The 23622-nt window shown below is 45.4% G+C and carries 14 protein-coding genes and 1 pseudogene; 6 read left to right on the plus strand and 9 right to left on the minus strand.

Annotated elements, in window-relative coordinates:
* The first annotated feature begins 52 nt into the window (after positions 1–52).
* From ACSJJG_RS07925 to budC, 6 genes are all read left to right on the plus strand, one after another.
* Positions 53–403 (plus strand): YebY family protein, encoded by a 351-nt coding sequence (locus tag ACSJJG_RS07925; RefSeq protein ID WP_481089046.1) that lies wholly within the window; start codon positions 53–55, stop codon positions 401–403.
* 395 nt (positions 404–798) lie between these two features.
* Positions 799–1296, plus strand: a complete 498-nt coding sequence (locus tag ACSJJG_RS07930) for a GAF domain-containing protein (RefSeq protein ID WP_481089047.1) — start codon at positions 799–801, stop codon at positions 1294–1296.
* 95 nt (positions 1297–1391) lie between these two features.
* Positions 1392–2102, plus strand: a complete 711-nt coding sequence (gene proQ / locus ACSJJG_RS07935; RefSeq protein WP_481089048.1) for an RNA chaperone ProQ — start codon at positions 1392–1394, stop codon at positions 2100–2102.
* A 19-nt stretch (positions 2103–2121) separates the two neighbouring features.
* Complete coding sequence (gene prc / locus ACSJJG_RS07940) at positions 2122–4221, plus strand: carboxy terminal-processing peptidase (RefSeq protein ID WP_481089049.1); 2100 nt, start codon at positions 2122–2124, stop codon at positions 4219–4221.
* Between the two features lie 180 nt (positions 4222–4401).
* On the plus strand, positions 4402–5286 hold the full coding sequence (gene htpX, locus ACSJJG_RS07945; protein WP_481089050.1) for a protease HtpX: 885 nt from the start codon (positions 4402–4404) through the stop codon (positions 5284–5286).
* A gap of 362 nt (positions 5287–5648) precedes the next feature.
* Positions 5649–6407, plus strand: coding sequence for a meso-2,3-butanediol dehydrogenase (gene budC / locus ACSJJG_RS07950; protein WP_481089051.1), 759 nt, complete (start codon positions 5649–5651; stop codon positions 6405–6407).
* An 89-nt stretch (positions 6408–6496) separates the two neighbouring features.
* Here budC and ACSJJG_RS07955 read toward each other — a convergent pair whose 3' ends face one another.
* The 9 genes and pseudogenes from ACSJJG_RS07955 to ACSJJG_RS07995 all read right to left on the minus strand — a co-directional run.
* Positions 6497–18043 (minus strand): non-ribosomal peptide synthetase, encoded by an 11547-nt coding sequence (locus ACSJJG_RS07955; protein WP_481089052.1) that lies wholly within the window; start codon positions 18041–18043, stop codon positions 6497–6499.
* A 371-nt stretch (positions 18044–18414) separates the two neighbouring features.
* Positions 18415–19197 carry a flagellar biosynthetic protein FliR gene (gene fliR / locus ACSJJG_RS07960; protein WP_481089053.1) on the minus strand — a complete coding sequence of 261 codons (783 nt, stop codon included), beginning with the start codon at positions 19195–19197 and terminating at the stop codon, positions 18415–18417.
* Positions 19198–19199: 2 nt separating this feature from the next.
* Positions 19200–19469, minus strand: coding sequence for a flagellar biosynthesis protein FliQ (fliQ, locus tag ACSJJG_RS07965; protein WP_099131305.1), 270 nt, complete (start codon positions 19467–19469; stop codon positions 19200–19202).
* Positions 19470–19535: 66 nt separating this feature from the next.
* Positions 19536–20273 carry a flagellar type III secretion system pore protein FliP gene (gene fliP / locus ACSJJG_RS07970; protein ID WP_481090406.1) on the minus strand — a complete coding sequence of 246 codons (738 nt, stop codon included), beginning with the start codon at positions 20271–20273 and terminating at the stop codon, positions 19536–19538.
* Positions 20274–20338: 65 nt separating this feature from the next.
* Entirely contained in the window at positions 20339–20809 is a 471-nt protein-coding gene (gene fliO / locus ACSJJG_RS07975) for a flagellar biosynthetic protein FliO (protein ID WP_481090407.1), read from the minus strand.
* Positions 20810–20814: 5 nt separating this feature from the next.
* On the minus strand, positions 20815–21222 hold the full coding sequence (gene fliN / locus ACSJJG_RS07980; protein ID WP_047767905.1) for a flagellar motor switch protein FliN: 408 nt from the start codon (positions 21220–21222) through the stop codon (positions 20815–20817).
* Positions 21215–22222: a flagellar motor switch protein FliM gene (gene fliM / locus ACSJJG_RS07985; protein WP_481089054.1), complete on the minus strand. Its 1008-nt coding sequence runs from the start codon at positions 22220–22222 to the stop codon at positions 21215–21217. Before fliM ends, fliN begins: the two co-directional genes overlap by 8 nt.
* 5 nt (positions 22223–22227) lie before the next feature.
* On the minus strand, positions 22228–22704 hold the full coding sequence (gene fliL / locus ACSJJG_RS07990; RefSeq protein ID WP_481090408.1) for a flagellar basal body-associated protein FliL: 477 nt from the start codon (positions 22702–22704) through the stop codon (positions 22228–22230).
* A 217-nt stretch (positions 22705–22921) separates the two neighbouring features.
* Positions 22922–23398 (minus strand): annotated as a pseudogene (locus ACSJJG_RS07995) (flagellar hook-length control protein FliK); the annotation flags it as partial.
* Positions 23399–23622 lie beyond the last annotated feature (224 nt).

The raw sequence follows: 23622 nt of genomic DNA on the forward strand, positions 1-23622 counted from the left end.
AACAGGAAAATTAGCGATAAAATCACGGCATGTATCTATCAGGGGAAAGATAATGAAACGACTATTTTGGGCTTTGCCTCTTTTGCTTCTCTCTTTTCAGGGAGTGGCTGCACCAATAAAAACCATTAGCAAGCTACAGTTTGGCAAACAGTGGGCATTTACTCGCGAAGAGGTTATGCTTGATTGTCGAACAGATGGCGCGTTGTTTGTGATAAATCCCAGCACATTGATGCAGTATCCGTTGAATGATCGAGCAACACAACTTATGCAAGCCAATAAAGTGATTGCATCATCATTAGAGACAATCCTCTTAAATGACCCCGCTCATCCTAATCAAAAAATGAGTGTTGAGCCATTCCAGAAAGCGGCATTGGCTTTATGTGACCATCCATCCAACCGATAATGGTTGAAATTTGGTAAATCATTGTATGTCAACTACGCTTTAAATCGTAAGTTGTTCTACGTCTCAATGGCAACTTTTAGCGCAAGGCTCTTTGATAGAGCTATTTTTCCCTGGGTCGAGTAGAGGAGTGAACTCGGCCTTTTTTTTGTTTGTGCTTAAAGTCACAAAACCCGCTAGTTTTTAAATAATCGGTGATATCCCCCTAAGTTTTATAAGCGAATACTGGTAAAAATAATTAAAGAAAATTTAAATTCAGGAAGAGAGACGGTATTCTGAAAGAAAATTTAAATCATAGTGGCAGATTATGCTTAGAAATAGTCTGTTAAATATGGTAAAAATTTTATGTAAAATCATTGTTTCTATTTTGTTAAATATTGTCTATTGCGTAGGAGCTTATGGATAAGAATGAATTTTATCAAGAGCTAGCTGATAGTCTGATGGCACTGCTATCAGGGGAGTACGATCTTATCGCTTCTCTTGCTAACACAAGCGCATTGTTATATGAACGTTTGGATAATGTTAATTGGGTTGGCTTTTATTTAGTTGATGATGATACCCTGGTTTTAGGGCCATTTCAGGGTAAGATCGCTTGCGTTCGTATTCCTGTAGGTAAAGGTGTATGCGGAACGGCTGTTGCAAATAAGAGTATACAGCGTATTTCTGATGTGCATGCTTTCCCCGGTCATATAGCCTGCGATGCCACCAGTAATGCTGAAATTGTACTTCCTTTAGAAATCAATGGACAAGTTATTGGCGTTTTGGATATTGATAGCACGGTTTTTGATCGGTTTGACGAGAATGATGAAAATGGCTTGAAAGCCTTAGTTATCAGGCTTTGTAACCATTTGGAACAATGTGTTGTGTCAAAATATCTACAACAGAACGTAACTTAACATACGTATAACGTGGCATTTATCAGCAACACTATTATAATGTCGCCTGTTCATGCCTGCGCTGGTTGGCAAAACCGTTGTAATCAGGAAATTTCATGGAAAATCAACCTAAGTTGAACAGTAGTAAAGAAGTCATTGCTTTCTTGGCTGAGCGCTTCCCGCTTTGCTTTGTAGCAGAAGGTGAAGCACGTCCTTTGAAGATTGGGATCTTCCAGGACATCGTTGAACGTATTCAGGATGAGGAGTGTTTGAGTAAAACACAGCTCCGTTCTGCTTTGCGCTTGTATACCTCCAGTTGGCGTTATCTCTATGGTGTAAAAGAAGGAGCCCAGCGTGTTGACCTTGACGGAAACATGTGTGGGGAGCTGGAAATTGAACATATTGAACATGCGCGTCAGCAACTGGCAGAAGCGAAAGCACGGGTACAGGCTCAACGATCTGAACAGCGTGCCAAGAAACGTGAAACTGAAAACGTATCTGACAAGAAAAATGAACGCCCTGTGAATAAAAAGCCGGCTCCTCGTCATCAAAAGAGATCAGGTGATGGTGAAAAACGTCCGGTGCGTTCGCAAAACCGCCCGCAACAATCGCGTAAACCAGCAGATAAAACCATAAAAAAAATTGCACAACCTGAGTTAAACTCAGTCACTGACGTATCCTCTTTGAAAGTCGGTCAGACTATCAAAGTAAACGTAGGAAAAAGCTTAATGGATGCATCTGTGCTTGAAATTGCAAAAGATGGTGTCAGAGTGCAGTTACCTACTGGTTTAGCAATGATTGTACGCGCAGAACACTTAAAGTTCTGATACGGAGGCCAACTTGGGCATGAACAAACTCATTACATTGGCTTTCGTTTTAGGTCTATCATTTTCTAGTATAGGTTATGCAGATACGATTAATGACAATGTCGCGAGTGGTAGCCACGCGACTAACGCCAATGTCATTAATGGTCACAATACGGCTGTTATCAGCCTGAGCCAACTGCCAGATTTAAAACCGGAACCACAGCATCTTACAGTAAGTAAGCGGATTGTTTCCCGCTTCCTTCGTTCTCATTATCGCCAGTTTTATCTGGATGCAGATTTTTCAGGAAAAATTTTTGATCGTTACCTGAATCAACTGGATTATGGACACAATGTTTTTTTGGCATCTGATATCGCCCCATTCGCGTCTCAAAAGGGAGAATTAGGAAAAGAGCTTGAAAATGGCGATCTAAAACTTCCTTATGATCTATTCAATCTGATGCAAAAACGCCGCTTTGAACGTTATCAATATGTGCTCTCCCGTTTAGAACGCCCCGTTGACTTAAACGGTCATGACACCATTGAAACCGACCGTATCAAAGCACCATGGCCAAAGAGTGTTGAAGAGTTGGATAGGCTTTGGGATGCCAAAATCAAATTTGATTGGATAAACCTCAAGTTATCCGGCAAAAAAGACAATAAAGAAATTAAAGAAACCCTGACTAAACGCTATCGGACGTTATTAAAACGCCTCACACAAACCAAGAGTGAGGATGTTTTTCAAAGCATTATGATGGCTTTTGCCCGTGAAATAGATCCGCATACCAGTTATCTCTCTCCTCGTGATACAGAACAGTTTAATTCAGAGATGAGCTTATCTCTTGAGGGCATCGGTGCTGTTTTACAATATGATGATGAGTATATTGCCATTCGTTCATTGCTTGCAGGCGGTCCGGCAGCCAAAAGCAATTTATTGAAAATTGGAGATAAAATCATTGGTGTTGGGCAAGTCGGCAAGCCAATTGTCGATGTTGTTGGGTGGCGTTTAGAAGATGTTGTTGCGCTTATTAAAGGGCCGAAGGGGAGTAAAGTCCGCCTTGAAATCACGCCGAGTACAAAAGGGGCAAAAAACCACATTGTTACCTTAACCCGCGAGAATATCCGCCTTGAAGATAATGCTGTCAAGATGTCGGTGAAAACGGTAGGGAAAGAGAAGGTTGGTGTTCTGGATATCCCCAGTTTCTATGTCGGCTTAACTAACGATGTAAAAGTACAGTTGCAGAAACTCACTAAACAAAGGGTTGCCTCGGTTGTTATTGATTTGCGCGGCAATGGTGGTGGAGCGCTAACAGAAGCTGTATCGTTATCTGGCTTATTTATTCCTACTGGTCCCATTGTCCAGATTCGGGACAATACCGGTAGAGTCAAAGTGGAGGCAGATACAGATGAGGCAAGATACTATAAAGGGCCTCTGGTCGTTCTGATTGACAATAGAAGTGCTTCTGCATCTGAAATTTTTGCGGCTGCGATGCAAGATTATGGCCGTGGATTAATTGTGGGAGATCCGTCTTTCGGTAAAGGTACAGTTCAGCAATATCGCCCTTTGAATCGTATTTATGATCAAATGTTACGGCCTGAGTGGCCTGAAATTGGCTCTGTGCAATACACTATCCAGAAATTCTATCGGATAAATGGGGGTAGTACCCAGCTTAAAGGGGTAACGCCTGATATCATTATGCCGACAGGAGAAGAACCGTCTGAAATAGGGGAAAGTCAAGAGGATAATGCGTTACCTTGGGACAGCATTCAGCCTGCGCATTATACTTCCTTGAAAGTGATTTCAGAGTTAACCCCGCTACTGACTAAGCTGCATAATCAACGGATTGCTAATGATCCTGAGTTTAAATATATCAGACAGGATATTGCTTACTATAAAGCCATGAAAGAACGTAAGGGCGTTTACTCCTTGAACTATGCTCAAAGAGAGAAAGAAAACAAGGAATACGAAACAAACAAATTGAATCGTCTTAATGAACGCTTTAAACGGGAAGGTAAAAAACCGCTCAAATCGCTTGATAATTTACCAAAAGATTATAAAGGGCCTGATCCTTACTTAGATGAATCTGTAAAAATTGCCTTGGATTTGGCGCATCAGCCTGCTGAAATGGCTGTAACGAGATAGTGTTAAAATTCGTTATAGATAAAAGGTCGGCTTGTTAGTCGGCCTTTTTTTATCATATTGTAAAGTTATGTTGTTTATATCGCTTAACATCTTAAAAAACTTGAATAATATGGGGTTAATCCCCATCTTATGGCTTAACTCTTAGTTGAACTGTTTGATAATTAAAGGAAGCAAATTTATATGATGAGAATTGCCTTGTTTCTTCTCACAAACCTTGCTGTCATGGTGGTGTTTGGAATAATACTTTCACTTACAGGAGTTCAGCGGAGCAGTGTTGCTGGCCTCATGATTATGGCTGGTTTGTTTGGTTTTGGTGGTGCATTCATTTCGTTGTTAATGTCGAAGTGGATGGCTTTACGTTCTGTTGGTGGTCAGGTTATTGAAAAACCGTCCAATGAAACTGAAGCCTGGTTGATGGAAATTGTACGTCGTCAGGCGGATCAGGTTGGAATTACTATGCCACAAGTGGCTATCTATGATGCCCTGGATATTAACGCATTTGCTACAGGGGCAGGCCGTAATGCTTCTCTGGTTGCTGTTAGTACGGGGCTACTGAACAATATGAGCCGTGATGAAGCCGAAGCCGTCATTGCACATGAAATTAGTCATATTGCTAATGGTGATATGGTGACGATGACATTGTTGCAGGGTATCGTGAATACATTCGTTATCTTTATTTCACGTATCATTGCACAGGCTGCTGCGAGTTTCCTTTCCAGCAGCGATGATGAAAGTGAAAGCAGCAGTAATGGTAATCCAATCGTCTACATGGTGATTTCCATGGTATTGGAGATCGTATTTGGGATTTTGGCAAGTATTATTACCATGTGGTTCTCCCGTTATCGTGAATTCCATGCGGATGCAGGATCAGCGAAATTGGTTGGCCGCGAAAAGATGATTGCTGCATTGCAACGTCTTAAGACCAGTTATGAACCTCAGGAAGAGGGAAGAATGATGGCATTCTGTATTAATGGCAAAGCTAAGAGTTTCAGTGAGTTGTTCTTATCTCATCCGCCGTTGGATAAGCGTATTGAAGCCCTTCGTAGTGGTGAATATCTAAAATAATGCGATAACCAGTAGCCTAAATAGAATATCCCAAGTTACATATTAATTTGTATGGCGGCATAAACCGCCATATTCTTTATTTATATTTCATTGCCGTGATAACCGGTCAAAATCCGTTCCCATTCTTGTTGGGCGAACCAGATTTGAGTTTTGCCATTAAAATGCATTTCATCGGGCAGGAAGACGCCATAGTTGCTAATTAGCTATAATTGTCAGATAGATAAATAAGTACATTATATTTAATATTAAATAAATAATATTTTATATTGTGATTAACTAATTAATATAAGTTTATTGAGGGAAGACTCTGGTGTTTGATATTACACGGTAAGCTTTGAAAATATATCAATGAGGGTAATAAAATGATTCGATTTGAGGATAAAGTTGTCATTATTACTGGTGCAGGTAGTGGCATTGGTGAGGCTACAGCAAAGCGTTTCTCACAAGAGGGAGCCATTGTGGTGTTAGCTGGGCGGGATACAGAGAAGCTTAATCGTGTATTGAGTGAATTGCCTTCGAGCAAAGCGTTAGTGATTCAGACAGATGTCGCGGACCGGGAATCGGCTAAAAATATGGTTGATGAAACAGTCAGGCATTTTGGCCGGATAGATATTCTGGTGAACAACGCAGGGTTGTATGTGGTTGGTGATTTATTGAGTACTTCACAAGAAGACGGTAATGCAGTACTGGCTACGAATCTCAATGGTGTACTCAATTGTAGTTATTCTGCTTTGCCTCATTTGCTGAAAAGCAAAGGGTGTATTGTCAATAATGCCTCGGTATCTGGCTTGGGGGGAGATTGGGGAGGCGCTCACTATTGTGCGGCAAAAGGTGCTGTCGTGAATTTAACCCGTGCGATGGCGCTGGATCATGGTTCACAAGGGATCCGTGTCAATGCGGTTTGCCCAAGCTTGGTATTGACTCCGATGGTTGCTCGCTTTGATGATGAAACCCTTGCGCAGTTCGATAGTCGTATTCCGTTAAAAAGGGCGGGCCAACCTTCTGAAGTGGCAGCAGCCATTGCATTTTTGGCCAGCGAAGATGCCAGTTTCATTAATGGGGTGAACTTGCCGATAGATGGCGGGGTAAATGCATCCAATGGTCAACCTAATTTTAACTAAGTCTGCCGAACACATTGCCTGTTAGGTAATTGATTGAAAAGTGGCTCCACGGGGTATGGAACCACTTGATTTTGTTTTGAGCAATGGTATTAGTTTAGGCGACTCACTACAGTTGAGCGATTTGGGTTTATAGCCCTGGCCAGTTCACATAGTGTAGGGTGAGTGAACAAAGTTGCTAATGGAATTTCCATGTTTTGTTCACGCATACGAGCCAACAATTGTATTGCTATCAATGAATGACCCCCCAATGCAAAGAAATTGTCATAACGACCGACCTGTTCCCGTTTCAGCAATTTCTGCCAAATCTCAGCCAGTGCAGTTTCCACATCACCGAGAGGCGCTTCGTAACCGGAAGTTGTTCCAATAGTGGATTGTCCTGATGTCAGTGTATCTTGCGGCAATTCAGCCTGAACAGTGTTGAAATCGGTCAGTAGCTGCTGGCGCTCAGTGGCAGACAGGGTAGTAATGTTCATGATTGGTTTTTGGGGTTCGGTTTCCAATGTTTTTACCAGATCCGCTAAAGCAGTCGTTATATCAGCAATCAGGTGTGTCGGATCGATTCCTGATATGGTCTGAGCTGTCAGCAGGAAACTTTTACCCAAATCATCTACAGCCAGGTAGATGGGATAGTTAGTCCTTTCTCGCCCTGTTACCAGACGTATACCTTCCCATAGGGTATTGATAACATTCGATTGGCTATGGCGATAATTAAGAAGTGTATTAAAAAGCGGCAGAGGATGTGCTACACCGCTGCAACGTTGAGCCAGTGCCAGTGGTGCCTGTTCATGTTCAAGTAACTGCGTCAAATTGCGGTAAGTTGCTTGCACGGTTTCTTGTGTGCTGTTCCCCGCAAGCGTGATCCGCACGGGCAGGGTGTTGATAAACATTCCCAGAATTCGTTCAATATCGGCACTTCCTTGCATCCGTCCTGATAAGACTGTCCCGAAGACGACATCATCTCGCCCACTTATTTTTGCCAGAACTTGTGCCAACGCAACATGGAACAGAACTCCGGGGCTAACACTTTGCCGGCGTGCCTGTTTGCGAATAGCGTTAGTTAGTGCTGCATTAAGTGGCTTAATGACCTCAGTGACTGGTCTGTCTCCACTGTGAACATCCAGTATGCCGAAAGGTGTTGTTGGCGTATCCACACTAGCGAGTACTTCCTGAAAATAGGCCTCGTGATCGGGCTTCGGCACACACAAGGATTGAGCGATAAAATGACGGTACGGTAATACAGGTGGTAATGGCTCAGTACGATGGTGCAGAAGTTCATTAATTTCAGCAATGATGATATTCAGCGATATGTGGTCATTGAGGATATGGTGACAACACAACGCTAACAACCACTCTCCCTGATTCGGATCATGTGTAATATCAGCAGAGAATAGCGGAGCCTGGCTGATATCGAGGCGGTGTTGGTATGGATCTGTCTGTGCCAATAATTGAGATGGCACGTCTTTATCGTTATTTGGTACAAAGGTCTTGATGCGCAGAGGAGCCTGGCGCCAGACAACTTGTACTGGCTGTGTTAAACCCTGCCAGCAGATGGCTGTGCGTAAAATATCGTGACGATTAATAACCTGTTGCAAAGCAGCCAGAAAAGCATCAAGACGCTCGCGAGTGTTGAAAGCAAGCAAGAGGTGCAACAGATAAACATCACCTTGTGTTTGCAGCAGATGATGAAACAGCATACCTTCCTGTAATGGTGCAAGTGGATAGATATCCTGAATATTGTTAACACCATGGGGAATAGTAGCCGCGATGGTATCAATCTCATGTTGCGTCAGAGAAACCAGCGGCAGCATATCAGGAGTGATGGCGTTGCAACCCGCAGGGATGAGATTGGGTGGCACGGTGAGAGTGGACTCATCATATTGAATTTCCCGCATTATTTTCGCCATTTCAGCCAGTGTTGATGTGGAAAAGACAGTACGAATATCAAGGTGCCAACCTCGGTTGCGCAACCGCTCAATCAGGTTGATAACCATCAGAGAATGACCACCGAGTTCAAAGAAATGATCATATCGTCCAACCTTTTTCAGCCCTAATAATGCTTGCCAAATTTCAGCCAGGGCAATTTCCATTTCACCGAGCGGCTCTTCATAAGTGTGGGTTGCAATGGATGTCTGATCCGGCATCGGTAGGGCTTGGCGGTTAATTTTGCCATTAGGAGCCAACGGAAAAGCATCCAGTGTCACAAATGCGCTGGGCAGCATATAGTCGGCGAGATGTTGTGCGAGTTGCTGGCGCAGTTCTGTCGGTATCAGTTTTATATTCGGTTCGGCGATCAGATAAGCAATCAGGCGCTTATCACCCAGCTTATCTTCGCGAGCAAGCACGATAGCCTCACGCACGCCGTGGCATTGCATTAATTTGGTTTCGATTTCCCCTAACTCGATACGGAAGCCGCGTAACTTAACCTGAAAATCATTGCGGCCAAGGTATTCGATATTGCCGTCAGATCGCCAGCGAGCCAAATCTCCGGTCTTATACATGCGAGCGTTGGGATGTTCACTAAAGGGATCGACAACAAATTTCTCTGCTGTCAGCTCCAGTTGGTTTGAATAACCACGGGCGACCCCCATTCCGCCGATATAGATTTCGCCACTTACGCCAATAGGAACTGGCTGACCAGATGCATCTAAAATATAGATAAGTGTATTGGACAGTGGTCGGCCAATCGGAATATTGTTGGTGATAGGCGGAGTATATTTGTTATCTATCACCATTTCTTTATCTATCTGCATAGCGGTAGCAGTGATGGTAATTTCTGTCGGGCCATAAGCGTTGAACCAGCGGCAGGATTGGGTTTCCGGGCACGACAGCCAATCCATTAAATAACGGTATTCTACTTTATCCCCCCCAACAATAACGGTACGTATATAGGGGCTGAAACCGACACGTTCAGCCTTCATTTCTTGCGCCCAATGGTGCCAGAAAGCCGTCGGTATATTGATGATCGTTACTTTCTGTTTACGTAAAAAATTAACAAACGTGCTATTCGGTATTTTGATATAAGGTGGGCGCAGAACCAGCGTGGCACCTGATGCCAGAGTAGGAAAAATATCTGACACTGAAATGTCAAACGCGAAAGTCACAAATTGCAGAATACGATCCCCCAAGCCAGGTTCACTGATCTGGCTATGAGCATGGATAAGGCTGACAACATTGCGATGTTCCAGCATGACGCCTTTGGGGTTTCCGGTTGAACCCGAGGTATAGATGATATAGGCCAAATGATGAGGCTGAACGCCTGTTTGCCGGCTGTCAGGATTATAATCAGGCTGTTTTTGCAGATTATTTTGACGAACTTCATCGTCCAGCAGCCAGATGGGAATATCTTGTATTGGTAAGCGTGTCTGTAAATGTTTCTGGGTCAGCAATATAGCAGGCTTGCAGTCTGACAACTGATAAATCAGCCGCTCGGCAGGATATGCTGGATCAAGCGGGATATAACCGGCCCCTGCTTTTAAGATCCCGAACAGACCAATGATCATATCCACACTTCGTTCAACCTGAATTGCCACGCGGTCATCAGGGCGTACACCAAAAGCCATCAAACTATGTGCCAGTTGGTTGGCACGGCAGTTCAGTTCGTCATAACTCAAGGATTGTTCTTCAAAGATCACCGCCGTAGCATCTGGTGTGCGTTGTACCTGAGCTTCGAACAGTTGGTGAATCAGCGTATTATGCGGAAAATCAGCTTGAGGGGCATTGAAATCAATCAATAATTGTTGGCGTTCTGCCACGGACAACATCGGCAGACGAGCAATAGTCTGTGTTTCATTCGTTGTCATGGCAGTCAGTACATGGGTGAGATAACCCACCATGCGTTCAACCGTCGGCCGGTCGAACAGGCTTGATGCATATTCCAGATAACCATTGAGACCATCCTGGTTTTCGGTCAGTGACAATGTCAGGTCAAAGTACGCGCTGCGGTGTGGCGGCGCTATCTTCGAGACAGATAAACCCAGTAATTCAAGGGATTGAGTGGGGGTATTGTTCAGAGCCAGCATAACCTGAAAAATTGGGTTGTAGCTCAAGCTGCGTTCGGGTTTTAGGGTTTCTACCAATTGTTCAAAAGGCAGGTCTTGATGTGCATAAGCTGCCAGCGTCTGTTCACGAACATGGGCAAGCAGATTCGCCACCGAGTTGCCTTGTTCCAGTTTGATGCGTAAAGGCAGGGTATTGACAAAAAAACCGATCAAGCCTTCAAGGTCACTCAATGAACGATTGGCAACGGGGGTGCCAATGACAATATCATCCTGCCCACTCAAACGGGCCAACACAATGCTCCAGGCTGCAAGTAACGTCATAAATAATGTGGCATCCTGCCGTTGTCCGAACGCTTTGAGAGCCGATAATAAATCAGCATTCAGGTGAACGGACACATGAGCGCCGGTGTAACTTTGTTCTGGCGGGCGTGGATGATCAATAGGGAGAGTCAGCAATGTCGATGCGTTTTGCAGTTGTTTCTGCCAGAAATCCCGTTGTGCAGTAAGAACATCACCTTGTAGCCATTTCTGTTGCCAAACGGCATAGTCCGCATACTGAATGGGAAGGTGAGGCAAAGGATCGCCACACTTCCCTTGTGCGGTACGGTAGAGAACACTGAGTTCGCGGAGCAATATCCCTATTGACCAGCCATCGGTGATGATGTGATGCAGAGTAAGGATCAGCACATGTTCTTCATCAGACAGTTGCAGTAAATGACCTCGAATCATTGGCTCATTAGCGAAATCGAATGGGGTTTGTGTTTCAAGTTCCGCTAATTCGTTAATGCGGGCCATACGAGAAATTTCGTCTAGCCTGCGTAGATCCTGACAGGTCAGAGAAAAACCCGTATCTGCATTATCTATGTGTTGGTAAGGTTGGTCATCAATCAGGACAAAACGGGTTCGCAAACTTTCATGTCGGCTAACGAGATGGTCAAGTGCAGACGTAAATGCAGCATGATCGAGATATCCGCTGAGATGCAGGGTTATCGGGATATGATAGGCCAGACTGGCTTTGTTGTTGAGCCTGGCAAGGAACCACAAGCGTTGTTGGGAGAAAGAGAGTGGTAGTGGTTGATTGCGAACGGTAGCGGGAATAACGAGTTGGGTTGTGACAGGCGTGTCGATGAGCAAGGCAGCCAAATCGGCCAGAACAGGATGGGAAAAGAGTTGCTGCAAATGCAATTCTCGCGCCAGTTTCTGGCGTATTCGTGCAGCAAGCTGAATGGCGAGCAGAGAATGACCACCGAGTTCAAAGAAATGATCATGACGACCGACTTTTTCCAATTTCAGCAATTCTTGCCAGATTCCGGCCAACGCTGTTTCTGTGTCTCCGATAGGCGCTGCATAATTGCGGGTCGCGAGTGCTGTTTGATCTGGCCTTGGCAGTGCCTGACGGTCAAGTTTGCCATTAGGGGTTAACGGGAAAGTCGCTAGCGTGACAAAGGCGCTGGGCAGCATATATTCGGCAAGATGTTGCGCCAGTTGCTGGCGTAATTCTGCTGGCACCAGTGTCGCATTGGGTTCGGCGAGCAGATAAGCAACCAGGCGCTTTTCATTCGGTGTATCTTCTCGGACAACCACAACCGCTTCTCGCACACCGCGACATTGTGCCAATGTCGTCTCAATTTCACCAGGTTCGATACGGAAACCACGTATCTTGACCTGAAAATCATTACGACCAAAATATTCAATATTACCGTCAGGCAACCAACGCGCCAGATCACCACTTTTGTATAGACGGGCATCAGGATTTGAAGAAAAAGGATCAGCAAGGAAGCGTTCTGCGGTTAGTTCTGGAAGGTTCAGATAACCGCGGGCAACACCGATTCCACCAATGTAAAGTTCCCCTGTAACACCGATAGGCACGGGTTTTTTGTGACTATCAAGCAGATAAATTTGGATATTGGTTATGGGTTTCCCAATCGGAACTCGTCCGATATAACGATCCGGCACGCATTGCCAGGCGGTGACATGAATCGCCGCTTCAGTTGGGCCATATAAATTGTGTAACTGGCAGTGAGCAAAATGGGACAGACATTTCTGTTGCAAAGCATAAGGAAATTCTTCACCACTGCATAAAATATGACGCAAGGAAGGGCAACAACCGGCAGGAATAGCATGGACAAATTGCTGTAGCATGGCAGGCACGAAGTAGATAAGAGTAATCTGGCGTTTTTCTATCTCAGACCGTAAATAGTGCGGATCTTTATGACCATCGGGACGAGCCAGAATCAATTGTGCCCCAAACATCAGGGGCGGGAATAGCTCCCAAACGGAAACATCAAAACTAAAAGGTGTTTTCTGCAAGACCCGATCCTGCGGGGTTAATTGATAAGTCTTCTGTGACCAGAGCAGACCATTCACGACACTGCGATGTTCATTCATTACCCCTTTAGGCAAGCCTGTTGAACCCGAGGTATAAATCACATAAGCCAGATGGCGTGAGGTTAGGCCAAGCACTTGGGGGTCTGGGTTGCTGATTGGCATGTTTGCGGTAAGGAATGCAAGATGATTGAGATCCACAATGAGTACGTTGGTCAATCGATTGATTAACGTTGTTTGGGTGAATAAAGTTTGGGTGAGCAAGGCAACGGGAGCGGCATCTTCAAGTATATAAGCCAGTCGTTCGGCTGGATAGCCTGGATCGAGTGGAACATAGGCTCCGCCAGCCTTAAGGATAGCGAGTAATCCCACTATCATAACCGGACTGCGTTCAGAACAAAGCGCCACCCGATCATCCGGGCGGACACCTAAGGTAATCAGATAATGCGCTAAGCAATTGGCTTGACGGTTCAATTCAACATAACTCAATGATTGTTCTTCAAAGATGACAGCAATCGCATCGGGATTTTGCTGTACTTGCTTTTCAAACAGTTGTTGAATAAATGCGTCTTGTGGGAAGTCGGTTGCTGTATTTTGAAAGAATACAGGGTCTGGAGAAGATGGGAGCACGTTAAAATCCACCAGCACTTGTTGACGTTCCACATTGGGCAAAATCGAAATAGCCAAAACTGGTTGATGGGGTGTGGTTTCCAGCGCTTCGAGTAGCCCCGTCAGGGCAGTGGTCATATAGCCGATCAGACGAATTGGATCGATGTCCGATACGGTTTGAGCAACTAAACTAAATCCATCGCCCCAATCATCAACAAATAAACCGATAGGATAATTGATTCTCTCTTCTTCCATCAGCAGACGCACACCTTCGCATTTAGCCAAGGTAATATCCGCCTGGCTATGACGATAATTGAGTAGTGTGTTAAAGAGTGGCAAAGGGGGTATCACGCTACTGCAATGTTGAGCCAGTGTCAGTGTTGCCTGTTCGTGTTCCAGCAAGTTCATCAAATTGAGGTAGGTTTCTTGAATGATCGCCTGTGCACTATTATCTGACAACCCGATCCGAATGGGTAAGGTATTGATAAGTAGCCCCATAATTTGATCGATGCCGGGACTGCCCTGCATACGCCCCAGCAATACCGTACCAAAGACGACATCGTCGCGCCCACTGGTTTTTGCCAGCACCAGCGCCAAAGCAACATGAAACAATATACTGGGGCTGACCCCCTGACGTCGGGCTTGTGTGCGAATGGCCCTGGACAGTGCCATATCCAGTGGCTGTCTGGCCTCGGTTATCTGCTTATCCTCACTGTGAATATCCAGTATCCCAAAAGGCGCTGTTGGTGCATCTATATCAGAGAGCATCTTACGAAAATAGGCTTCATGATCTGAAGTCGGCCAATGCAGGCATTGGGCGACAAAATGACGATAAGGCAATGTTGGGGGTAATTTTACAGAATGACGATTGTCAGGATATTCATTCTCGCTATCGTCAGGTGATAATGCATCAATTTCATCAATGATACGTTCCAGTGTTAAATGATCGCAAACTAAATGATGGATGCACAAAACCAGTAACCACTCATCCTGATGCGAGTCATAGGCGATGTCAGCGAAGAATAGTGGCGCCTTACTCACATCAAGGCGGTACTGATGGGGATCGGTACGCGCCAGTAATTGGAAAGGGATATCCTGTTCGCCATTGGGTAAGAATGTATTAATGTTCAGAGATGCTTGTCGCCAGACAACTTGCATTGGCTGTGCTAACCCCTGCCAGTAGATTGAAGTGTGCAGAATATCGTGACGGTTAATGACCTGCTGTAAAGTTGCCAGAAAGGTATCGAGCCGTTCGCGGGTGTCGAAGGCAAGCAACTCGCGCAACAGATAAGTATCGCCCTGTTTTTGCAACAGATGATGGAACAAAATACCTTCCTGTAGCGGTGCAAGAGGATAGATGTCCTGAATATTGGCAGCACCACCAGGAATAGTCGCGGCGATGGCATTAATCTCGTGCCGGGACAGGGAAACTAAAGTCAACATGTCGGGGGTAATGGCAGTACAGCCCTCTGGGATGAGATTGGGCGGGACAGTGAACATTGTTGCATTTTCTGGCGCTGTATTCCCTTGAACGGTATCTTTTTGAACCGACAGTAGCGATTTTGCCATCTCTTTCAATACGGGTCTGGTGAATACAACCTGAATGTCAAGAAACCATCTCAATTCGCGTAGTTTTTCGATCAGGTCAACGGCTGTCAGCGAGTGCCCGCCAAGCTCGAAAAAGTGATCGCAGCGGCTGACATATTTAACTCCGAGCAACATTTGCCAAATTTGACTCAGGATGGTTTCTGCTTCTCCTATGGGCGTCTGGTAACTGCGTGTGACGATTGCTGTATGATCGGGTTTGGGAAGAGCCTGACGGTCAAGTTTGCCATTGGGTGTCAGTGGAAAGGCATCGAGTGTCACAAAAGCGCCGGGTATCATGTATTCTGCCAGGTGTTGTGCGAGTTGCTGCCTTAATACCATGGGTTCCAGTTCAACATCGGTCTTCGGTAACAAGTAGGCGACTAGCTGTTTTGCTACCGGACTGTTTTCACAAGAGAGTACCACGGCTTCACGTACACCGTGGCATTGCCGCAGCCTTGCTTCGATCTCTCCCGGCTCAATGCGGAAACCACGCAATTTGATCTGGAAATCATTACGGCCGAGATATTCAATTTTGCCATCGGGTAGCCAACGCCCCAGATCACCGGTTTTATACATACGAGCATTGTGCTCAGAAGAGAATGGATTAATGAGGAAACGTTCGGCAGTGAGTTCAGGACGGTTCAGGTAACCGCGGGCAACGCCGACGCCAGCGATATATATTTCTCCCACAACTCCCTGCGGAACGGGTTGATCGTGCCTGTCAAGGATATAGATCTGGGTATTGGCGATGGGACGACCAATCGGCGGGGCATGATCTCCCTGACTTTCACATCGGCAAAGAGTAGTACAAACAGTGGCTTCCGTCGGGCCATATGCATTGATCATCTGTCGTCCTGGTGCCCAGCGTTTGGTCAACGTAGGCGAACATGCTTCTCCTCCCACCAGTAAGGTTTGCAGGGTTGCCGGAAGCGTCTCCATAGTTGCCAAAGCAGTGGGGGACAAGAGGGCATGAGTCATGGTGTGAGTTTCTAAATAGTGAGACAGGGTTGTTCCCGGTAGCAGATTCTCCCGCCTGGCAAGATAAAGGCGAGCGCCCGCCAATAGAGCCATACAGCATTCCCAAATACAGGCATCGAAACTGTTTGAGGCAAACTGCAAGATCCGACTGTCTGGCGTGATGGTTAGTATGTCTTGCTGGGTAGTAATCAAGTTACATAAACTGCGATGTTCGATCATGACTCCTTTAGGCAGCCCTGTGGAGCCAGAGGTATAGATAACATAAGCCAGATGACGAGAGGTTAGTCCTAATGACTGGACTTCTGGATTTTTATCCGATCTTCCATCCAAAACAGAATCGTCTGGAATATCAAGTAGAATGGCTGGCAGGTGACTGTTCTCTATTTCTGTCATCGTTGTTTGAGTAATCAGCGCCACGGGGTCTGAGTCATTGAGCATATATGTCAGCCGCGTGGTTGGATAAGTCGGATCAAGGGGAACGAAAGCACCACCGGCCTTGAGGATACCTAATAAACCGATCACCATTTCCAGACTACGCTCAATACAAATTGCCACCCGATCATCAGGACGCACGCCAAGAGCAATCAGATGATACGCCAGACGGTTGGCGCGTTTGTTCAGTTCATCGTAGCTCAGTGATTGCTCTTCAAAGACCACGGCGATGGCATCTGGTGTGCGCCGAACTTGTGCTTCGAACAATTGATGAATCAGAGTATTTTGCGGGAACTCGGCTTGGGTGGCGTTGAAATCCATCAATACCTGCTGGCGTTCGATGTTGGGCAGGATTGGCAGATTGACTATTTTTGTCTGCGTAAGAGAGGGTATCTCCAGAGAAGTGAGAGCGGCGTCAAGCAGGACAGCAAGACGGGAGCGGAGCGCCATAACCTCCGTGGTACTCAGATAATCAGGAGAAAAATAGAACTCAATGGAAATCGGGGAATAGGTCTCTTCAGGGCGGGCGGTGTTTGTATATTGCTTCATTCTGACACAAAGAGGATAGGGAGCGCCGGAACGCAGCTCGAACTGTTTGGCGCTGACGTTTTCTCCTTCCATATGCAAATTAGCTTTAAACGGTTCGAGAGATAAAGTCACGTCAAATAATCGCGCATTTCCGACTTGTTGCCGCGAGTGTATTTGTCGGTTGAGTTCTGCGATGGGAAAACGGTCATGTTCATGGCAAAGACTCATTTCAGTTGCGGCTTTGCGCATGACATCACGAAACGTATCTTCCGGTGAAAGGGTGATACCAATAGGGATCACGGATGCGAACATACCCATCGTGTATTTTTGTCGTGCATTTTTGCGGTTGTGCACGGGAACACCAATGACAATTTCATTGACATCTGTTATTCGGGTGAAATAGCAGGCCAGAATGGCATACATGAAATGCAGGAAGGGCAATCCCTGTCCGCCAGCCACTTTTTCGATACGTTTAAAAAGAGCCTGGTCGATTGACCAAATGACAGACTGAGGAGCAGCGGGTTTGGTTTGTTTATGGCTTGCCGTGTTAGTGTAATTGACAGGCTGGAGCAAGGGAGGAGGCAGGTTTTCATAGCGTTTCAACCAAAATTGCCTATCGTGTGAATAGTGTTCGGAAGCAAGATAATTGAGGTTATCCGTAATAAAATCCAGATAAGAATGAGCGGAGTTGTTCAGGTTTTCTCCTTTCATCAGGCGGTTATAGGCATCGATAACCTTGTTGATGAGGATGAACATACCCGTGCCATCAATGACCAAATGATGACAGCAAAATTGCCAGTACCGACAGGTATTGCTGACCCGCAATAATTTGGAACGCCACAGTGTCTCATTCAGGCGAAATGGATGCATGAATTCGTCATCCATGTATTGTTTTGCTTTGGTTTCAGCATCTGGATGCAATGAAAAATCCTGTATATCTACAGCTACCGAGAGGGAATGAACAACTTTTTGCCTGGGTAAAGCGTAGGTGTTGAGAAATTGCAAACGCAGAGTGTCATGACAATAAACAACAGATTCAAAGGCACGGGTAAATAATGCTTCATTCAATTCTCCTTCAATGCAGATAAAAATGCTGAGGTTGTAGTTGGAAGAATTGGGATGAATAGCCTGATCAAACCAGATGGCTTGCTGGGGAGAACTAAGAGGATAGGTAGACAAGGAGAGAGATGGTTATGACAAGCGCCTGAAGAAGTTTGTGAAGAGTTTTCGTGTAACATTTTCATTACTCCTTTGTAGTTATTTGGTTTTTATTTGTTGCATCCGTTTGAGAGTAAATTAAATACCGCCTATAACTGTTTTTTGTAAAAATGAACTGGTTATCGATAATTTGGTGGGTTTTTGTGCTAATTTCACGTTTGATAGTAACATTTTGAAATTAAATTAACTGAAATAAATACCGTGTGTCGATATTTTTTGTAGCTTAAATGTTAATGTTGAATGCGGGGGCTATAGCGGATGGTTGAAGAGGAATATCAGGATAAGATGGAAGTTATCCTGCCAGATTAGCGGGTTTATCAGAAAAATAACCGCTACCGTACCAGTTCATGAATAATTATCGCCAAATGGTCAAACATTTCTCCAAATAACCGCTCAGTAAATGGTATCAATGTTGGAAATAACAGGGAAAGCGTGAAAATTCCCACTGTCAGAGTCAATGGAAAACCGACCACAAATACAGAAAGTTGTGGTGTCATACGGTTTAACATGCCCAGAGAGAAGTTCAAGACCAGAAGTAGGGTAATCATTGGCATTGCCAACATCATGCCATTGATAAAAATCAGGCTGGCACTTTGGGATAGTAATAAGAAACCCTTTGGATTCAATTGGGTTGATTGAATGGGAATAGAATAAAATGTATCGGCCAGAATCGATAATAGCCATAAATGCCCATCAAAAGCCAGGAATAGCAACATCATCATCATGTTGAGGATGCGGGCTAAGATAGGCATATTCGGACCACCAGTAGGATCAAAAAATGTGGCGAATGAAAGTCCCATTTGTAAGCCGAGTACTTCACCTGCATGACGCACTACGGCAAAGGCGATCTGCATGGTTAGTCCCAAGGCCATACCAATCAATACTTGTTGTATCAAGATCCAAATTCCGGCAACAGAAAAAATCGGAATTTGCGGGGAGGGAAGGGTTGGAACGAGTAACGCTGTGATCACTAAGGCCAAGCCAATTTTAACTTTTATCGGTATCTGTTTTTCACTGAAAATAGGTGCTGTGCTGAACAAGGCCAACAGGCGCACCAATGGCCAGAAAAAATCACTGACGAGGCGGGAAAGTGTTTCACTATCAAACGGGATCATAATTAACCGATAATAGTCGGAATACTGCTAAACAGCGTGCGCATGTAATCCAGCAATAAATTTAACATCCAGGGTCCGGCAGTGACGATAGTCACGAAGACGGCCAGGATTTTTGGAATAAACGATAAGGTCATCTCGTTTACCTGAGTTGCCGCCTGTAATAAGCTGATGATTAAGCCACTAATTAAGGCAGATAAAAGGGGAGGGGCAGCCAGTGCTAACGCCACTTTCATTGCCTCAACACCGAGGGCCATTACCGATTCTGGAGTCATAATTTCCTCAAACCGCTTTTTGATCTTTATTCCAATAAGATTTCACGCTAAACATAAAGTTATTGATTAGACATAAAAACTTTGTGCCAGTGAACCCAGCAAGAGTTGCCAGCCATCTACCAGAACAAACAGCATAAGTTTGAACGGCAGTGAGATGGTAGCTGGCGGAACCATCATCATCCCCAACGCCATCAAGACACTGGCAACAACCAGATCGATGATCAGGAACGGAATGAAGAGAGTAAAGCCAATCTGGAACGCGGTTTTCAATTCACTGGTAATAAACGCGGGAACGAGTACGCGCATTGGAACAGAATCCGCAGTTTCAAATGCACCCTGATCGGCAAGACGGGCAAACAGTGCCAGATCATTTTCCCGTGTCTGACGTAACATGAATTGGCGCAAAGGCTTGGCTCCCTGATCCAGTGCGAATTCCAGGGTGATTTTATCCTCACTGTAGGGCAGGTAAGCGTTTTGGTAAACTTTGTCGAACACTGGCGCCATAATGAAAAAAGTCATAAACAACGCCAAACCCAACATAACCTGATTAGGCGGGGCAGAAGGCGTTCCCAGCGCGTTGCGCAGCAAACCAAGTACAATGATGATGCGGGTAAAACTGGTCATCATTAGCAGGGCAGCAGGGATGAACCCCAGTGCCGTGATGAAAATCAGGGTTTGGACTGGCAATGACCAACTTTGTCCACCATTGGCTAAGGGCTGGCTGATGATGCCAGGAAACTCGGCTGCTGCGTTCATGGGGAACAGTGGCAGCAGGAGCGCCATAAACAGAGTCGTCAAACGCATTGGATAAAGCCGTGAAACAAATTTCTTGCCTGTCATAAAAACACTATTTTTCATCATCGTCCTTGTTATTCTTGCTTTTTCTGGAGTGTATTTTTTAGCATCTGACCAAATGGCAGCGACTTGAGTACGGTTTCCTTGTCCACGTTGTCAGACGGTACAGGCATTTGATGCAGCATACTGATCTGTTGGGATGTGACCCCCAAAACCAGCCAGTTATCCTCAACTTCTACCACAACAACCCGTTCTTTCGGTCCAAGGGCGCAGCTTGCCTTAACGTTTAGCAAACGATGATTTTTGCTTTTGGCAGGGGAAAAACCTAAACGGCGAACTAACCATGTTATGAAGAAAATCAGCAATAAAATACCGCCCAGGGCACTGCTGACTTGCATCAGCGTTTGGCTGGCTGGAAGAGGGGCACTATTGCCTGTCTGTTTGATCGTATTCACATGGGCATAGCTGACTGCCGTGTTAACAGGTGCAGCATCAGATGCCGCACCATGTTGAAAAGAAGTATGAACGGAGGGCTGGTTCGCCATCATAGTTAACGACTCAAGCGACGCATGCGTTCAGAAGGAGTGATGATATCTGTGATACGGATACCGTATTTATCCGATACGACAACCACTTCTCCCTGTGCGATCAAATAACCATTAATCAGAATATCCAATGGTTCTCCCGCCAAACCATCAAGGGGAACGACTGAGCCTTGTGACAATCTCAACAGTTGTTTGATGGTCATTTTAGTACGGCCTAGCTCGACAGAGAGCTTGACAGGAATATCCATGATCAAATCAATATCGGAAAGTTGGGCCAACGCATCCTGCGCTTCCAGATTCTCAAATATTGACGCGCCGCCGTCAGAGGTTTGCTGTGCGGCCTGTTGTTCCAGCGCTTCTGCCCACATATCTTCAGTCGAGCTGGTATCTGTAGGTTGTTTAGCATCACTCATTGGGCTTTTCCTCATCCAGAGCAGTTAAAACAGGGTTAATCAGGTGTTCAACACGCAGGGCATATTGCCCGTTTAGGGTTCCATATTGACTGGTGAGCACAGGCACACCATCAACGTGAACGATCAGGCGTTCAGGTTTTTCAATCGGCAAGATATCGCCTCTTTTCAATTGAAGGATTTTTGACAGCCGCAGAGGAATATCAACAAAGTTCGCCACCAGCTCTAATTCTGAATGTTGAACTTGTTTCACTAAACTTTCACGCCACTGGCTCTCTTCCTGACGCACATTTTCCACAGGGGGATTGGTCAGGCGCTCGCGCAGAGGCTCGATCATGGCGAATGGAATACAGATATTGAATTCCCCGGTCAATGCACCGATCTCTACCTGGAACGGAGTCGTCACCACGATGTCATTCGGTGAAGTGGTGATATTGGTAAATTTCACCTGCGTCTCGGAACGCACGTATTCCACTTCAAGTTTAAAGATGGAATCCCATGCATCACGATAGGCATCCAGTGCCAGTTTCAGCATCCGGTTAATGATCCGTTGTTCGGTATAGGTGAATTCACGACCTTCCACTTTGGTTGGAAAACGACCATCCCCGCCAAACAGGTTATCAACTGCGATATAAACTAAGCTAGGCTCGAAAGCGAATAGTGCAGTGCCCCTCAATGGTTTCAGGTGAACCAGATTGAGGTTGGTTGGCACAGCCAAATTGCGGGCAAATTCGAGGTAAGGCTGAACTTTGATAGCGCCGACCGTAATATCCGGGCTACGGCGCAGCATGTTAAACAACCCCATCCTGAACTGGCGGGCAAAACGTTCGTTGATGATTTCCAGTGACTGCAAACGCTCGCGTACAACACGGCGTTGTGTATTGGGATCGTAAGGGCGAACCTCACTTTCTTGGGACACAGCTTGTTCTGCGTCATCAGCAGAGGCACTGTCACCATTGAGCAGAGCATCGATCTCTGCTTGTGAAAGAATATTGTCGCTCATTGTGATTATCGCAGAATAAACGTGGTAAATAACACATCGGTGATTTCCTGATCGGGTTCACCGGGTATTAGTGTCGGGTGTAGTGCCTGTTTGATATCTGCTACTAAACGCATCTTGCCATCATCTTTTGCCAGATCAGCAGCTTTCTGACGTGATAATAACAGCAACATACGACTACGAACTTCGGGCAGATATGCATGGAAGCGTTGACGGGTTTTCTCGTCAGTCAAACGCAATGTGATGCCAACGTACAGAACACGATCGAAATGCTCTTCGTTGTCGATCAAATTGACGGTAAATGGTTCCAGAGTCATAAATACGGGGGCGTCAATGACTTTGGTTTTTTCTGTACTGTTGTTGGTTGACTGGTTCATTATCCACCAGCTATACCCTCCGATGGCAACACCAAGAACAGCAATCAGTATTAACAGTATCATCCAAATTGGATTTTTGCGTTTATGCTCGTAGCTATAATCAGACATGGACAGATAAATTCCTGTTTTCTGTTGCAAATAAGTCCCCGCTCATTCCGTGGCGGAGTCCCTATCCATCAAAATCGATATCAATTATCCCGCGTCTTTGTTCCGGCAATGGCTGGAACAAACGAGGAAAAAACCATTAACTCACACGTTTGTTATCGATCCATTTTCGTTTTATTCCGATGCCTCACGAAATTAGGCTTAATATTTAGGTGAATAATCAGGCGAAAGTATCAATGCCTCCTCGGATCGAGGTGAGTTGCTGAGGTGTTACCCTGATGGCGGATACTTGGGAGGCTGTGATCCCTGTCGCTGCCGTTAAACCAGACGCTTGCGTTTTAGCATGGGAATCAGAATTGCTGTTCGGATTATTGGCATGGTTATCAGCAAAATGCTCTTGTTGACCGTTTCCTTGAGCATCACTGTTGACACTGCTTTGTGCCAATTGAATGCCGTTTTCAGCCAGTGCATGGCGTAATCCGGGTAATGCTGCTTCCAGCGCCGCACGAACATTCTGATGGGCGGAAACAAAATGTAATTGAGCCTGATTGTCCTCAACGTTCATACGGATATGCAGCGCCCCCAGCTCTTGAGGATGTAAGCGGAGTTCAGCCTGTTGCAATCCATTACGATTAAAAAACAGCACATGTTGATTGAGCTGTTGTTGCCACTCTTCACTGCCAAGATGAGCATTTAATAAAGGTGTTGTTGCACTGTTCAGCTGGAATTGCTGTTGCCCTACTGAAAATAGGGAAGGAGTTGCCAATACCATCGGTGAGTCGATAGACGTTGTCTCTGTCGTGGAGGCTGTTAATGCAAGGCTGGCCTGACTTGCCATCTGGAGCAGATTTGACTCTTTGCTATTGCCTGAAGCTGTGTTTTTAAGAGTATGTTCAGATTCGGTTTTGTTATTGATGGCAA

Source organism: Xenorhabdus sp. SGI 60 (assembly GCF_056632175.1).

Excerpts from the sequence above, each read along its gene's own strand:
- fliR (WP_481089053.1), bottom strand. The coding sequence starts at position 19,197 with ATGATCCCGTTTGATAGTGAAACACTTTCCCGCCTCGTCAGTGATTTT.
- prc (WP_481089049.1), top strand. The coding sequence starts at position 2,122 with ATGAACAAACTCATTACATTGGCTTTCGTTTTAGGTCTATCATTTTCT.
- htpX (WP_481089050.1), top strand. The coding sequence starts at position 4,402 with ATGATGAGAATTGCCTTGTTTCTTCTCACAAACCTTGCTGTCATGGTG.
- budC (WP_481089051.1), top strand. The coding sequence starts at position 5,649 with ATGATTCGATTTGAGGATAAAGTTGTCATTATTACTGGTGCAGGTAGT.
- fliQ (WP_099131305.1), bottom strand. The coding sequence starts at position 19,469 with ATGACTCCAGAATCGGTAATGGCCCTCGGTGTTGAGGCAATGAAAGTG.
- fliM (WP_481089054.1), bottom strand. The coding sequence starts at position 22,222 with ATGAGCGACAATATTCTTTCACAAGCAGAGATCGATGCTCTGCTCAAT.
- fliO (WP_481090407.1), bottom strand. The coding sequence starts at position 20,809 with ATGGCGAACCAGCCCTCCGTTCATACTTCTTTTCAACATGGTGCGGCA.
- ACSJJG_RS07930 (WP_481089047.1), top strand. The coding sequence starts at position 799 with ATGGATAAGAATGAATTTTATCAAGAGCTAGCTGATAGTCTGATGGCA.
- proQ (WP_481089048.1), top strand. The coding sequence starts at position 1,392 with ATGGAAAATCAACCTAAGTTGAACAGTAGTAAAGAAGTCATTGCTTTC.
- fliN (WP_047767905.1), bottom strand. The coding sequence starts at position 21,222 with ATGAGTGATGCTAAACAACCTACAGATACCAGCTCGACTGAAGATATG.
- fliP (WP_481090406.1), bottom strand. The coding sequence starts at position 20,273 with ATGCGTTTGACGACTCTGTTTATGGCGCTCCTGCTGCCACTGTTCCCC.
- ACSJJG_RS07925 (WP_481089046.1), top strand. The coding sequence starts at position 53 with ATGAAACGACTATTTTGGGCTTTGCCTCTTTTGCTTCTCTCTTTTCAG.
- fliL (WP_481090408.1), bottom strand. The coding sequence starts at position 22,704 with ATGTCTGATTATAGCTACGAGCATAAACGCAAAAATCCAATTTGGATG.